Annotated in this window: 13 protein-coding genes; 10 read left to right on the top strand and 3 right to left on the bottom strand. The window is 50.4% G+C overall.

The features are described from left to right. Positions 1 to 9 precede the first annotated feature (9 nt). From WCN91_RS08250 to lnt, 4 genes are read left to right on the top strand one after another with little or no spacing between them, the layout of a single operon-like run. Positions 10 to 1,041, top strand: a complete 1,032-nt coding sequence (locus WCN91_RS08250; RefSeq protein WP_342678129.1) for a PhoH family protein — start codon at positions 10 to 12, stop codon at positions 1,039 to 1,041. After that, positions 1,038 to 1,499, top strand: a complete 462-nt coding sequence (ybeY, locus tag WCN91_RS08245; RefSeq protein WP_105213646.1) for an rRNA maturation RNase YbeY — start codon at positions 1,038 to 1,040, stop codon at positions 1,497 to 1,499. The genes WCN91_RS08250 and ybeY overlap by 4 nt, the downstream gene beginning before the upstream one ends. A 60-nt stretch (positions 1,500 to 1,559) precedes the next feature. Beyond that, positions 1,560 to 2,441, top strand: coding sequence for a CNNM family magnesium/cobalt transport protein CorC (corC, locus tag WCN91_RS08240; RefSeq protein WP_342678037.1), 882 nt, complete (start codon positions 1,560 to 1,562; stop codon positions 2,439 to 2,441). Further along, positions 2,416 to 3,966 (top strand): apolipoprotein N-acyltransferase, encoded by a 1,551-nt coding sequence (lnt, locus tag WCN91_RS08235; RefSeq protein ID WP_342678127.1) that lies wholly within the window; start codon positions 2,416 to 2,418, stop codon positions 3,964 to 3,966. The genes corC and lnt overlap by 26 nt, the downstream gene beginning before the upstream one ends. A 48-nt stretch (positions 3,967 to 4,014) precedes the next feature. On the opposite strand, the gene bamJ is transcribed toward lnt, so the two are convergent. The 3 genes from bamJ to WCN91_RS08220 form a co-directional block, all read right to left on the bottom strand. After that, positions 4,015 to 4,488 (bottom strand): BamJ family beta-barrel-assembly machinery protein, encoded by a 474-nt coding sequence (gene bamJ / locus WCN91_RS08230; RefSeq protein ID WP_342678035.1) that lies wholly within the window; start codon positions 4,486 to 4,488, stop codon positions 4,015 to 4,017. Beyond that, positions 4,481 to 6,889 (bottom strand): Lon protease family protein, encoded by a 2,409-nt coding sequence (locus WCN91_RS08225; protein ID WP_342678033.1) that lies wholly within the window; start codon positions 6,887 to 6,889, stop codon positions 4,481 to 4,483. The genes bamJ and WCN91_RS08225 overlap by 8 nt, the downstream gene beginning before the upstream one ends. Before the next feature lie 63 nt (positions 6,890 to 6,952). Further along, the gene (locus WCN91_RS08220) at positions 6,953 to 7,411 is read right to left on the bottom strand and encodes a zinc ribbon-containing protein (protein ID WP_342678031.1); all 459 of its coding nucleotides are present in this window, start codon (positions 7,409 to 7,411) and stop codon (positions 6,953 to 6,955) included. A gap of 166 nt (positions 7,412 to 7,577) precedes the next feature. Between WCN91_RS08220 and leuS the strand changes: the two genes are divergently transcribed. Genes leuS through rlmH form a run of 6 tightly spaced genes read left to right on the top strand, consistent with a single transcriptional unit; the run spans position 7,578 to position 13,180 of the window. After that, positions 7,578 to 10,160 carry a leucine--tRNA ligase gene (gene leuS / locus WCN91_RS08215; RefSeq protein ID WP_342678030.1) on the top strand — a complete coding sequence of 861 codons (2,583 nt, stop codon included), beginning with the start codon at positions 7,578 to 7,580 and terminating at the stop codon, positions 10,158 to 10,160. A gap of 1 nt (position 10,161) precedes the next feature. Further along, the gene (locus WCN91_RS08210) at positions 10,162 to 10,656 is read left to right on the top strand and encodes an LPS-assembly lipoprotein LptE (protein WP_342678028.1); all 495 of its coding nucleotides are present in this window, start codon (positions 10,162 to 10,164) and stop codon (positions 10,654 to 10,656) included. Beyond that, complete coding sequence (holA, locus tag WCN91_RS08205; RefSeq protein WP_342678026.1) at positions 10,656 to 11,690, top strand: DNA polymerase III subunit delta; 1,035 nt, start codon at positions 10,656 to 10,658, stop codon at positions 11,688 to 11,690. Before WCN91_RS08210 ends, holA begins: the two co-directional genes overlap by 1 nt. Before the next feature lie 2 nt (positions 11,691 to 11,692). Further along, positions 11,693 to 12,337, top strand: coding sequence for a nicotinate-nucleotide adenylyltransferase (gene nadD, locus WCN91_RS08200; RefSeq protein WP_342678024.1), 645 nt, complete (start codon positions 11,693 to 11,695; stop codon positions 12,335 to 12,337). A 51-nt stretch (positions 12,338 to 12,388) separates the two neighbouring features. Continuing rightward, positions 12,389 to 12,706 carry a ribosome silencing factor gene (rsfS, locus tag WCN91_RS08195; RefSeq protein WP_342678022.1) on the top strand — a complete coding sequence of 106 codons (318 nt, stop codon included), beginning with the start codon at positions 12,389 to 12,391 and terminating at the stop codon, positions 12,704 to 12,706. A gap of 3 nt (positions 12,707 to 12,709) precedes the next feature. After that, a complete protein-coding gene (rlmH, locus tag WCN91_RS08190) occupies positions 12,710 to 13,180 on the top strand; it encodes a 23S rRNA (pseudouridine(1915)-N(3))-methyltransferase RlmH (protein ID WP_105200671.1) in 471 nt (156 codons plus the stop codon). The last annotated feature ends 6 nt before the right edge of the window (positions 13,181 to 13,186 follow it).

Raw genomic sequence — 13,186 nt, 5'->3', positions numbered from 1 at the left:
GAAGCAACTTTGAATAACCAGCTGAAGAACATCGATATTTATTTAGAACCGTCCGACAATGCCCGTCTTTCTTCTTTATGCGGCCCTTTTGACGAGAACATAAAACACATCGAGCGTCGCCTGGGAGTTGAAATTGCGCACCGCGAAAACCTCTTTAAAATAACCGGCAAACCGCATACAGCAAAAGCTGCAAGCGAGATCATCAAAAGCTTGTACCTTGAAACTGCGCCGGTCAAAGGCAAGCAAAAAGAAATTGAGCCCGAGCATGTGCATCTGGCCATCATAGAAGCCGATGTGCTGGAGCAAGAAGCTCCCAGCGTCTGGGGTAAAGAAGTCTTTATTAAAACCCGCCGCGGCGTAATAAAGCCTCGTAACCCAAATCAAAGCCAGTATGTAGCCAACATTCTCAACCATGACATTTGTTTTGGTATTGGTCCTGCCGGTACGGGTAAAACCTATCTTGCCGTTGCCGCCGCCGTAGATGCCTTGGAGCGCCAAGAAATTCGCCGTATTTTGCTTACCCGCCCTGCGGTAGAAGCCGGTGAAAAACTGGGTTTCTTACCGGGTGATTTAACCCAGAAAATCGACCCTTATCTACGTCCCCTTTACGATGCCTTGTTTGAGATGCTGGGCTTTGAAAAGGTTGAGCGCTTAATTGAGAAAAACGTTATTGAGGTTGCTCCACTGGCTTATATGCGTGGCCGTACCTTGAACGACGCCTTTATTATTCTCGATGAAAGCCAGAACACCACGGTGGAACAAATGAAGATGTTCCTAACCCGTATCGGCTTTAATTCCAAGGCGGTGATCACAGGTGATATCACTCAGGTCGACCTACCTCGTGGTGCCCGCTCCGGCCTGCGCCATGCCATTGAAGTGCTAGGTGAGGTTGATGAAATAAGCATGAACTTCTTCCAATCTCATGATGTTGTTCGCCACCCAGTGGTAGCGCGCATCGTTGAAGCCTATGAGCATCACGAAGAAACAGAGCGTGTTAAGCGCCAGCAAAAAGAACAAGCCAAAAAAGAGTCTGATCAATGAGCACCACTGTCGATCTGCAAATAGCCTGTGAGTTTGATAACTTACCGAGCGAGGCCCAGTTTCAGCGCTGGGCGGCACTAGTGCTTGATGAGCTCAAGCCGGACTCAGAGGTCACTATTCGCATTGCCGATGAGCAGGAAAGCCAAAGTCTGAATCACAGCTACCGCGGCAAAGACAAGCCGACCAATGTCTTATCCTTTGAATTTGACGCCCCGGCCGGAATCGAATTACCCTTGGTGGGTGATTTGATTATTTGCCCGCAAGTGGTATATGGTGAAGCCTTAGAACAACACAAGGCATTTCATGACCACTTTGCCCACATGGTGGTACACGGGTGCTTGCATTTACTTGGCTATGACCATATAAATGAGGCCGATGCCGAGATTATGGAAGCGTTGGAAAAACGTTTGCTGGCCAGCATCAATATTAGCGACCCATACAGGGATGATGAGTGTTAATCCCAATAGTGAGCTAGGTCTCATTATCGGAATTAATTCAACTTGGAGCGCATAAAGCTAATGAGCGACGAAAACTCGCATAGTAGAGAGGGTTCTTCTGGAAAATCCTGGTTAGATCGTATCAGCCAGATGTTTCAAGGAGAGCCCCAAAATAAGGAACAGCTGGCAGAAGTGATCTCAGACGCCCAAGAGCGTGATCTGATCGATCCTGAAACCAAGGAAATGATTGAAGGTGTTTTGGGTGTCTCTGAACTCAAAGTACGAGATATCATGATCCCTCGCTCGCAAATGATCACCCTGGATGTCGATAAACCCCTGTTCGACCAATTACCGCAGATGATCGAGTCGGCGCACTCGCGTTTTCCTGTGGTCTGTGAGGACAAAGATCATATTGAAGGGATCTTGCTGGCGAAGGATTTACTTCCTCTATTGATGGATAAGGAAGCCGATCTTCCTTCCCTACGCGAATTATTACGCCCGATTGTGATTGTTCCCGAAAGCAAGCGTGTTGACACCCTGCTTAACGAGTTCCGTCAGCAACGCTACCATATGGCCATAGTCATTGATGAATATGGTGGTGTATCCGGTCTGGTAACCATTGAAGACATTTTGGAAATTATCGTCGGCGAAATCGAAGATGAGCACGATGATGAGGAAGAAAATCTGCAAATTAAGCAGATTTCCAAGCATGTGTTTTCAGTGCAAGCGCTCACACCTATCGATGAATTTAACGATAAATTCAACACCGATTTCAATACCAACGAAGCCGATACCATAGGTGGTATTGTTCTTCATGCCTTTGGCCATATGCCTGGGCGCGGTGAAATCATTGATATCCCTCCCTTGCAGTTTAAGGTAACAAGCTCCGACAATCGTCGAATTTTGCAGCTGCAGGTCACTTTGCCAAAATCGAATGATGGCGAAGACTCTGACGTGGCTTAAGGGCGCACTAAGGGATAGTAAAACCTGGCTGGCCTTAGTGGCCGGCCTTGTTTTAACCCTGGCCTATGCCCCATTTTCACTTTGGCCCATCGCCTTTGTCAGCATCGCAGTGCTGAGCTGGTGCAGCTATCAACAAACTCCCAAAAAAGCAGCCTGGTATGGTTTTGCCTTTGGCCTTGGCTGGTTTGGAGCCGGAGTTAGCTGGGTTCATGTTTCCATTGCCGAGTTCGGCGGCTTACCCATTATCGCCTCCTTGGCGGTTATGGCGTTATTGGTATGCTATCTGGCCCTGTTTCCGGCGCTAGCGCTGGCGATAACCGGCTGGTGTTACCGTCGCAGCGGCAGCTGGTTTGCACCTCTCATTCTTAGTTTTACGTTCGCTGAGTGGCTACGTGGCACCCTGTTAACCGGTTTTCCCTGGCTCTCCCTGGGTTATACGCAGACCGACTCACCGCTTAATATTCTTGCGCCCCTGGTGGGCGAATTTGGGCTCGCCTGTGTCGTATTGGCACTGGGTTATGGCCTGTTCCGCTTAGTCCTGAACCGTGCCTGGCAACCCCTAGTTGGCACTTGTGCCCTAGTGGCTGTGATAGCGCTGAGTGCATACTTTGCCCCGGCTAATCAGTATGCCAACAAGCATATTTCCGTGGCTCTGGTGCAGGGTAATATTAAACAAAGCATGCGCTGGGAGCCGGAAAACTTCTGGCCAACCATGCTCAAATACCAGGATATGACCCGCACTCACTGGCAGGCGGATCTGGTGGTCTGGCCCGAGGCGGCCGTGCCCGAGCTGGAGTCCCTGGCCGGCGACTTCCTGCGCTCTTTGGATAAAGCCGCAGTCTTTAACGACAGTGCGCTTATCACCGGCATAGTGGACTACCAGTATGACACCCGCAAGGCCTACAACACGCTTGTGGTGGTGGGTAAACAAGAGGCCGACAGCAGTGAAGGTCACTATACTTACCTGCATAGAAATCGCTATCGCAAGCACCAGCTTTTGCCCATAGGTGAGTTTGTGCCTTTTGAGGATTTATTGCGCCCCATAGCGCCGCTGTTCGACTTGCCCATGTCGAGCTTTAGCCGCGGCGAGCGAGTGCAGAATAATCTGCTTGCCAACGGCTATCATATTTTACCGGCAATCTGCTATGAAATCGTCTTTCCCGATTTAGTGCGCGCCAACTATCGCAGTGACTCGGATATTCTCTTTACCGTCAGCAACGACGCCTGGTTTGGCGACTCTCACGGCCCCCATCAGCATATGCAAATATCACGTATGCGCGCATTGGAGCTAATGCGTCCTTTGGTTCGCGTTACCAACACAGGGGTCACTGGGGTCTATGATCCGCTGTCACAAAAGCAACAGAGCCTGCCTCAGTTTGTTGATGATGTATTACTTACCGATATACAGCTTATCGCCGGCGACAGCTTCTACGCCCGCCAAGGTACATGGCCGGTGTGGCTGCTGTTGATTGCCTTTGCCCTCCTTAGTATGGGCATTACTTACCGACGTAAAAAAGGCGCTTAATCGCGCCTTTTTACTTTCTTATGCAGTATCACTTATCTAAGTAACTAATCAGCCGAGGCGCAGTAGCTCAACCTCAAAAATCAACGGGCTGGCGGGCTCAATAATTCCCACACGGCGGTCGCCATAGGCGAGGTGGGCGGGGATATACAAGGTTGCCTTATCACCCACACGCATTTGTTGCAGCCCTAGCTGCCAGCCCTTGATCACCTGATTCAATTTAAAATCTAAGGGCTTGTCGCGCTTATAGGAGCTGTCAAACTCACGACCATCTAAGAGAGTGCCACGATAGTGCACACAAACCTTGGATGTTGGCTCTGGCTGTTGCCCCTCATCGCTGCGGGTATGCCACAGGATTTGCACCCCGCTTGGCAGCTCTTCCAGCCCTTCCTGCTCTTTGTTTTTGGCAAAGAAGTCCGCAGCCTTTTGCTTGTTAATCTCTGCGACCTTGCGGTTGCGCAGGTGCCCACGTATGGTCAAGACCAGTAAGACAAGGATAATGGCCGAAAGAATAAGATTAAGCATCGTCTTCATCCTCCCCACCGACTATGGCGGCAATTTCGCGCAGTCGAGTCATGGCTAGGTCGTGAATGCTGCCCTTGGTATAGGCGCCATCTTTTAGCTCGCCGCACTCCATGCCTGTAAGTAAGCTTAGCGCTTCATCGACATTGGCGACCGGGTAAATATGAAAACGCCCCTGCTCCACCGCATCGATCACGTCCTGATTTAATACCAGATTTAAGCAGTTCGATTTAGGAATAATTACCCCCTGCTCACCACTTAAGCCACGCATCTGACAGAGTTTAAAGAAGCCTTCAATTTTCTCATTCACACCGCCTATGGCCTGCACCTCACCGCGTTGGTTAATCGAGCCTGTCATAGCGATACCTTGGTCGATAGGCACTCGGGTAATACTTGATACCAAGGCGCACAATTCCGCCAAAGACGCGCTGTCACCATCGATATAGCCGTAGCTTTGCTCGATGGCAATATTAGCGCTCAGGGTCAGGCTGAAATCCTGGGCATACTTGCTGCCCAGATAACCGGTAAGCAGCATCACCCCTTTGGAGTGAATCGCCTTGCCCAGCTCGGCTTCACGTTCGATATCGATAACACCATCGCTACCGGCATAAACAGAGGCACTGATGCGCGCCGGGGTACCAAAGGAGGTATCGCCCACATGCAATACGGTAAGACCATTGACCATGCCCACCGCCTTACCCTCGGTGGCAATCAAAATATGACCTTCGCGGATATCGCTGAGCATGTGTTCGCTCATTTGTCCGGTGCGATACTCCTTGCCGGCCAAGGCTTCATTTACATGAGTGGCGTGGATCTGCTCGCTGCGATCCTGACGGGCGTAATAGCTGGCCTCTGCCACCAATTCCATCACATCGGCAAAACGCGCCGAGAGCTTTTGCTGATGCTCGGCCTGACGATGGCTAAAACGCAGCAAAAGTGACATGGCATCGCAGTTGACCTCGGTTTTTAAGGTCTCGCGGCAATATTCCTGCACCTTGGTAATAAACTGATACTGGTATTTGTCCGTGCCCGGCAGGTAGAAATCAAAGTCCGCCAGCACCCTAAAGTGCTCGGCAAACTCTTCATCATATTCGTTAAGTGCGTAGTAGAGTTCGCGAGAGCCCAACAAAAGCACTTTTACATCCAAGGGAATAAGCTGGGGGCGCAGGGTAAAGCTGCTGCCCACTGAGCTGTCCTGATAGGGCAAATCATTTTTTATCTGGTGAGTTTTTAAACTCAGCTTTAAGCCATCCCACACCTGGGCATTGGCCATCACCTTCTCGGCATCCATAATCAGATAGCCGCCGTTGGCACGGTGTAAGGCGCCGGGCTGAATACTGCGGTAACTGGTCACCAAAGAGCCTTGCGAGGTAGAGTATTCAATCTTACCAAAGAGATTACCAAAGGTTGGATTGGGCTCGTAAATGACCGGTGCGGCATCGTGCTCCTTGTAGGGCACCAAAAGGTTTGGGGCAAAGAATTCGGTAAGCATTTCCTTGCGGTCATACTCTTCCTCGCTCTTGTCATTGCTCTGCTCTTCGTCCAGCCATTCCAGTACCGTATCAACCAGCTCGGAGCGCAGGTCTTTTAAATAGCGTAATACGCCAATATGGGTGGCGTATTTGTGCTCCAATTCACGTAGTAACGGCTTAATAGCCGCCTCAGCGGTGGCCTTTTTCAGCTTACGCAGCGCTTCGCTCGACTCACGCTTCCATTTCGGCAGCTCAATGAGGGCATCAATTAAGGCATCTTCGAGCTCAGTAATGGCGTTGATAAAGCGCTCCTGGGTCTGCTCGTCCAAGGCGCTGAATTGCTCATCACTTAAACGTTGATTGTTCACTATGGGCACAAAGCCAACGTTGTTTTGATCTTCAATCAGCTCCACGCTGTGCTCATTGGCCAGCTCTTCGACATGAGCCAGGGCATCTTCGTATTTGTCTTCAAATTCGCGGTCGATGGACTTTTTCTTGCGCTGATAGCCAGGGTTATCAAAGGCAGCAGGAAAGGTATCGAGAATTTCCTCAAGCACAGCATCAATATCGTCCACCAAGACCTGCCCTTCACCCGGGTTCATCAAGATAGCAATAGGCTCACGGTGATCATGATAGTTGTTTACATACAACCATTCTCTGGGAGTTTCCCTGTCCTTGGCATACTGTTGCAGCTTGTGTTGCACTAGGGTGTAACGACCCAGTGCCGGCTCGCCCATCACATAGGCGTTATAGCCAGGCAAGTACATACCCAAGGCGAAATCAAGGGCACTGTCGGCACGCTTTTGACCGATAAAAGGTAGCTCTTCAGGGTAAGGATGAGTGAGGCAAGTACGAATATGATTTTCGGAAATTTGCGGCGCAAGAGCGCAAGCACTTAAGGTGCTGACCACACCTGATGTTTTATGTTTCATACAACACGTCTTTTACTGGGCCCATAGCCGGGCCCTTGTTATTTTTAACGCCGCTAAAATTGGCTATGGCTGCAGCGCCTGACGATTAAAGTGAATGCCGCCGCACTCGGTGCAGGGCAGAATTTCACTGGGGTGGTACACATCTACCTTAGAATGACAATTTTGGCACACTAAGGTGCCCATGGCTATCCATTCTCCGCTATGATAAACCCCTTTATGTTTAAAGTCTTGGCTCAACGCCTGCCACTCCAACTGGGACTTGTCTTCGATATGGGATAACTCATACCAGAGGCTCTCCTTAAGCTCCTGCCAGGCCAATGAGTTGTAATAGCTCTCGTGCTCGATAAAGTGGTCTATATCCCGCGCCAAATAACGCTTATATTCTCCGTACTTATCCTTGCTTAAATCCTTTATCGCCTGCTTAGACTCCAAAAAGGAGGCCACCATATCTTTGACTTCATGGTCATTTACATCCTTTAGCCAATCGCTAAATTCGGATAACCATTGTCGATAATCTGCCATACTGACTCCTTGCATAATTTTTACCCCTACTAGTTAACTATAGCCTGCCTGCCCACAATTCAATAATGGCGACAAAAAAGCCTGTACCTTGCTGTGATTAGCCATAGATTTGGGGTATGCTATCAGGCAAGTTTGTCATCATTTTGCAAGAAGTCTGGAAGAGTAGATGCAAGAGCAATATAACCCGCAGGAAATTGAAGCGAATGCCCAGTCATACTGGGAAGAAAACAAGGTCTTTAAAGCAACAGAAGACGACTCGAAAGAGAAGTTTTACTGTCTCTCCATGTTCCCCTACCCCAGTGGTCGACTGCACATGGGTCACGTGCGCAACTACACCATAGGTGATGTAGTTTCTCGCTTCCAGCGCCTGCAAGGTAAAAACGTCATGCAGCCTATGGGCTGGGATGCTTTTGGTCTGCCTGCTGAAAACGCCGCCATTAAAAACAACACGGCGCCGGCTAACTGGACTTATGAAAACATCGATTACATGCGCAGCCAGCTAAAACTACTTGGTTTTGGTTATGACTGGGATCGTGAAATCGCCACTTGTCACCCTGGCTACTATAAGTGGGAACAGTGGTTCTTCACTAAGCTTTACGAAAAAGGCTTGGTTTACAAGAAGATGTCAACGGTTAACTGGGATCCGGTAGACCAAACCGTACTTGCCAACGAGCAGGTTATCGACGGTAAAGGTTGGCGTTCAGGCGCTGTGGTTGAGCAAAAAGAAATTCCGCAGTGGTTTATTAAGATCACCGACTATGCACAAGAGTTGCTGGATGACTTAGACAAGCTAGAGCACTGGCCTGAGCAGGTACGCACCATGCAGCGTAACTGGATTGGCCGCTCAGAAGGCGTAGATATCACCTTTAAACGTGCCGATGGCCAAGGTGAATTCAGTGTCTACACTACCCGTCCGGATACCTTTATGGGCGTCAGCTATGTGGCCGTGGCTGCAGCGCACCCGATTGCCCAAGAAGCGGCGGCAAGCAATGCCGAGGTAGCCGCCTTCATTGAAGAATGTAAAAACACCAAGGTGGCCGAAGCCGATGTGGCCACCATGGAGAAAAAGGGTATTGCCACAGGTCTATACGCCATCCACCCATTAACGGGTCAGGAAGTGCCAATCTGGATCGCCAACTTCGTATTGATGGATTACGGTTCAGGCGCGGTTATGGCCGTACCGGCACACGATCAGCGCGACTTTGAATTCGCTACCTCTTATGGTCTTGAGATCAAACAGGTTATCGCAGCAAACGAAGGCGATGAGTGCGACCTTTCAAAAGCCGCCTACACGGAAAAAGGCACGCTGGTTAATTCTGGTGAGTTTGACGGTTTAGATTTTGATGGCGCCTTCAATGCCATCGCCGATAAGCTAAGCGCGCTTGGCATGGGTGAGCGCAAGGTAAACTTCCGCCTACGTGACTGGGGTGTAAGCCGTCAGCGTTACTGGGGTTCTCCTATCCCTATGCTGAACAAAGAAGATGGCTCTGAACTGGCCGCACCTGAAGACATGCTGCCGGTACGTCTGCCAGAAGACGTGGTCATGGACGGTGTAACTTCACCGATCAAATCAGACCCCCAGTGGGCCAAGGCTACCATTAACGGCGAAACCGTATTCCACGAAACTGATACCTTCGACACCTTTATGGAGTCGTCTTGGTACTATGCCCGTTACTGTAGCCCGCGCTACGATGAAGGCATGCTAGAGCCGGGAGCTGCCAACTACTGGCTACCGGTAAACCAGTATATAGGTGGTATCGAGCACGCAATTTTGCACCTTTTGTATGCGCGCTTCTTCCACAAGCTGTTGCGTGACTTCGGTCTGGTTAATTCTGATGAACCGTTCGAGCGCTTGCTTTGCCAAGGCATGGTGCTTGCAGAAACCTACTTCCGTAAGGATGAAAAAGGCGGCGATATCTGGATTTCACCCACCGATGTTGAAACCGAGAAAGACGACAAGGGCCGCATCATCAAGGCCTGGCACAAAGACGACGGCCAGCCGGTAGAAAGCGCCGGTATGAGCAAGATGTCAAAGTCGAAAAATAACGGTATCGACCCGCAGCATGTTATCGACCAATACGGTGCTGATACGGTGCGTTTGTTTATGATGTTCACCGCGCCACCAGAGCAAACCCTGGAATGGTCAGACTCGGGCGTAGAAGGTGCGCATCGCTTTATTAAGCGTGTTTACAAATACGCACTTGATGTGAAAAATGCCGGCTTTGTGGCATTAGATGTAGCTTCGCTTTCGAAAGAGCAAAAAGAGCTGCGTCGCGAGCTGCATAAAGCCATAGCCAAGATCACCGACGACTTAGAGCGCCGTCAAACCTTTAACACCGCCATTGCCGCCGTAATGGAGCTGTCTAACAAGCTGATCAAGGCACCATTAGCAGATGCAGGCGACAAAGCGGTTGCCAACGAAGCGCTAGAAACCATGTTGATCATGCTTGCGCCTATCACTCCGCACTTGTCGCATCAACTATGGCAAGATCTGGGCAAAGAAGGCGATGTGCTTGACGCGACTTGGCCGGTTGCCGATGAATCGGCTATGGTTGAAAGTGAAAAGCTGGTCGTGGTCCAGATCAATGGTAAGGTACGTGCGAAACTGACGCTTGCGGCGGATGCCAGCCAAGAAGCGGTAGAGCAAGCTGCTTTTGCCGATGCCAATGTACAGAAATTCACCGAAGGCCTGACTGTGCGTAAAGTGATTTATATTAAAGGCAAAGTACTTAACGTGGTGGCGAACTAAGATGTTCGCCCCATCGCGTTTGCTCAAGCTTATGATCCTCGGCTGCTTAGCGCTTATGCTAAGTGGCTGCGGCTTTCACCTTAAACGAGCTTCCGACCTGCCTGAAGATCTAATGACCTTAGAAGTTACGGCGCAGGATCCTAACTCGGCCCTTTTCGCCGAGGTATTACAGGAACTTGAGCACAGCAATGTGCAAGTAAACCAAAATCTTAGAGCGAATTCTCCGACCCTCACCCTAAAAGCCGACAGCCTCGACAGACGCGTACTGTCGCTGTTTAAAAACGGTCAGGTGGCGGAATATGAACTGATTTACTCGGTTTCTTATCGCCTTGAGCGTGTCAATGATAAGCCGATTGAGCAACACTTTGAGCTCTATCGCAATTATCAGGACGACCCTGATAATGCTCTGGCAAAAGCCAATGAAATGACCATCTTGCTCGACGAACTGCGCAAACAGGCCAGTCGTCGCATCGTTCGTGAGTTGGCCCAGCTCTAATGCGCGTCTACGCCAATCAACTGATGCAACAACTACAAAAAGGGTTAGCGCCATTTTACATGGTCTTTGGCGAGGAGCCCTTTCAAGTCAGTGAATGCGTGCAGCAAATTCGCCACAGCGCCAAGCAACAGGGCTTCGATGAAGTCATTAAGCTGAGCGCCGGGGCGCAATTCGATTGGCTAGAGCTGGACGCCCATTATCAAAGTATGTCGCTCTTTAGTGCCCGCACCCTGATTGAAGTGGATATGGCGGGACAAAAGCCGGGCAAAACCGGAGCCGAACACCTAAAAGGCTATGTGCAGTCCCCTAACCCGGATTGTGTTATCGTTTTGCACGGCATGAAGGCATCACAAGAGATCCAGCGCAGCGCCTGGTTTAAGGCCTTAGATCAGCAAGGCCTCTTTATCCCCTGCTACCCCTTAAGCGGCAACCATTTACGCCGCTGGCTTGACGGCCATTGCCGTCGCCTGCAGTTAAACCTCGAAGGCGATGCTAAACAAGTGTTGCTCGACACCACAGAAGGCAACCTGCTGGCCTGCTATCAGGAGCTGGAAAAGCTTTCCTTGCTCTATGGGCAGCGCGCCATTAATGGCCACACCCTGCTCGGCACCTTATTGAATCAAAACAAGTTCGATATTTTCGATTTGGCCAATGCCATCTTGCTCGGCGACAGCACTAAAGCCATCCAGGTATTAACCCGGTTGCAAAACGATAATACCGAGCCCACCGCCATCGCCTGGGCTCTGACCAAGGAAGCGCAGCAATTACAAAAGCTGCTGAGCTTGCAACAAAATGGGCAAGACTTTAACAGCGCCTGCAAACAGCTGGCCATTTGGAAAAACCAACAAGGCATGTACAGCCAGGCCTTGCAGCGCCTGCGTAGCGAACACCTAAGTGCGTTGCTCGACCTGCTGGCAGATTTCGATAGCGCCTACAAAAGTGGCAAACTGGGCTCTCCTTACCCCATGTTGGCCCATATCAGCGTCAGCTTTTGCCGGGCACTGCCTTTTGCCGCACCTAGCTTTGTGGAGTAAGCATGTTGTTATTTGGCGGCACCTTTGATCCGGTGCATTTTGCCCATCTGAATATGGCCGAACAGTGCCTTGAGCATTTTGGCGGCAAAACCCTGTTTTTTATGCCCAATCGGGTTCCCGCACATAAACAAGCAAGCGGTATCGACAATGCCGATAAGTTGGCAATGCTGAAACTCGCCATTGCTGCCGAGCCCCGCTTTGCCATAGACGAGCGCGAATTACACCGCAGCGGCCCCTCTTATTCCTTATTGAGCCTGCAAGAATTGCGCAGCGAACTCAATGCCAGTGGTCAGGCGCAGGAACCCATTTTGTTTTTGTTGGGTATGGACTCCTTTAACAGCTTTGATTCCTGGTACCAGTGGCGCGACATTCTCGAGTTATGTCATCTGGTGGTGTATCAGCGCCCGGACGAGCATCTGTCCCCCTCGCCTCAGTTGCAGGCCTATTTAAACCAGCACCAATGCAACCAAGGTTCGGCGCTGGAGTCTAAACAAGCAGGACTGGTGTACTTTTTAGCCGGACCACAACGAGCGGTCTCCTCTACCTTGGTGCGCGAGCGCTTGCAACGTGGAGAGCTCTGTGAAGATTTAATACCCGCAGCGGTGAGCCAATATATACGCGATAAGCGCCTGTATATGGCCAGTTAAAAGTGATAACATCACCCGCTTAAATAAATTTGATTAAACAGAGAGTGTATTTTGCAAACCAACGAACTCCTTGACTTTGCATTAGACAAAATTGATGACATGAAAGCCCGCGACGTGATCACCTTAGACGTACGCGAAAGCTCAGACATTACCGACTACATGGTGGTGTGCTCTGGTAACTCCAAACGCCAGGTACAATCTATTGCTCGCCATCTTGCCAAAGAAGCTAAAGAACATAACCTCGACGTGATCGGCCAAGAAGGTCAGGACGTGGGTGAATGGGTATTGGTCGACCTTGGCGAAGTTATCGTCCATGTTATGCAAGATGAAACCCGCGACTTCTACCAGCTAGAAAAACTCTGGGGCTAAGCGGTGAAGATCCAATTGGTCGCCGTGGGCACCAAGATGCCCGCTTGGGTTGAAGCGGGCTTTAGCGAATATCAGCGCCGTTTTCCTAAAGATATGGCCTTAGAGCTGGTCGAGATCCCCGCCGGTAAACGCGGTAAGAACGCCGATATTAAACGCATCTTGCAGCAAGAAGGTGAGCGTACCCTGGCCGCCATCCCTAAGGGCAATCGCATCGTCACTCTGGAGGTGACGGGCAAGGCCATGGACACCCATCAATTGGCCAAAGCCATGGAAAAATGGCAGCTCGATGGCCGGGATGTCAGCTTATTGATCGGCGGCCCTGAAGGCCTGGCACCCGAGTGTATCGCCCGCTCGGAACAAAAATGGTCACTATCGAATTTGACCTTGCCACATCCCCTGGTTCGCATTATTGTAGCCGAAAGCCTGTATCGGGGCTGGAGCTTAAACAACAACCATCCTTATCACCGAGAATAATAAGAA

Origin of the sequence: Pseudoalteromonas qingdaonensis (assembly GCF_038739665.1) — a bacterium.
Taxonomy (GTDB): Bacteria; Pseudomonadota; Gammaproteobacteria; order Enterobacterales; family Alteromonadaceae; genus Pseudoalteromonas; species Pseudoalteromonas qingdaonensis.
The sequence above is the reverse complement of the archived record's forward strand: the minus strand, read 5'-3'. Positions and strand labels throughout refer to the sequence as shown.

What these genes read in the sequence shown, in the direction of transcription:
- corC (WP_342678037.1), top strand. Translation starts at nt 1,560, where the DNA reads ATGAGCGACGAAAACTCGCATAGTAGAGAGGGTTCTTCTGGAAAATCC.
- nadD (WP_342678024.1), top strand. Translation starts at nt 11,693, where the DNA reads ATGTTGTTATTTGGCGGCACCTTTGATCCGGTGCATTTTGCCCATCTG.
- lnt (WP_342678127.1), top strand. Translation starts at nt 2,416, where the DNA reads ATGGCGAAGACTCTGACGTGGCTTAAGGGCGCACTAAGGGATAGTAAA.
- WCN91_RS08225 (WP_342678033.1), bottom strand. Translation starts at nt 6,889, where the DNA reads ATGAAACATAAAACATCAGGTGTGGTCAGCACCTTAAGTGCTTGCGCT.
- leuS (WP_342678030.1), top strand. Translation starts at nt 7,578, where the DNA reads ATGCAAGAGCAATATAACCCGCAGGAAATTGAAGCGAATGCCCAGTCA.
- WCN91_RS08210 (WP_342678028.1), top strand. Translation starts at nt 10,162, where the DNA reads ATGTTCGCCCCATCGCGTTTGCTCAAGCTTATGATCCTCGGCTGCTTA.
- ybeY (WP_105213646.1), top strand. Translation starts at nt 1,038, where the DNA reads ATGAGCACCACTGTCGATCTGCAAATAGCCTGTGAGTTTGATAACTTA.
- WCN91_RS08220 (WP_342678031.1), bottom strand. Translation starts at nt 7,411, where the DNA reads ATGGCAGATTATCGACAATGGTTATCCGAATTTAGCGATTGGCTAAAG.
- bamJ (WP_342678035.1), bottom strand. Translation starts at nt 4,488, where the DNA reads ATGCTTAATCTTATTCTTTCGGCCATTATCCTTGTCTTACTGGTCTTG.
- holA (WP_342678026.1), top strand. Translation starts at nt 10,656, where the DNA reads ATGCGCGTCTACGCCAATCAACTGATGCAACAACTACAAAAAGGGTTA.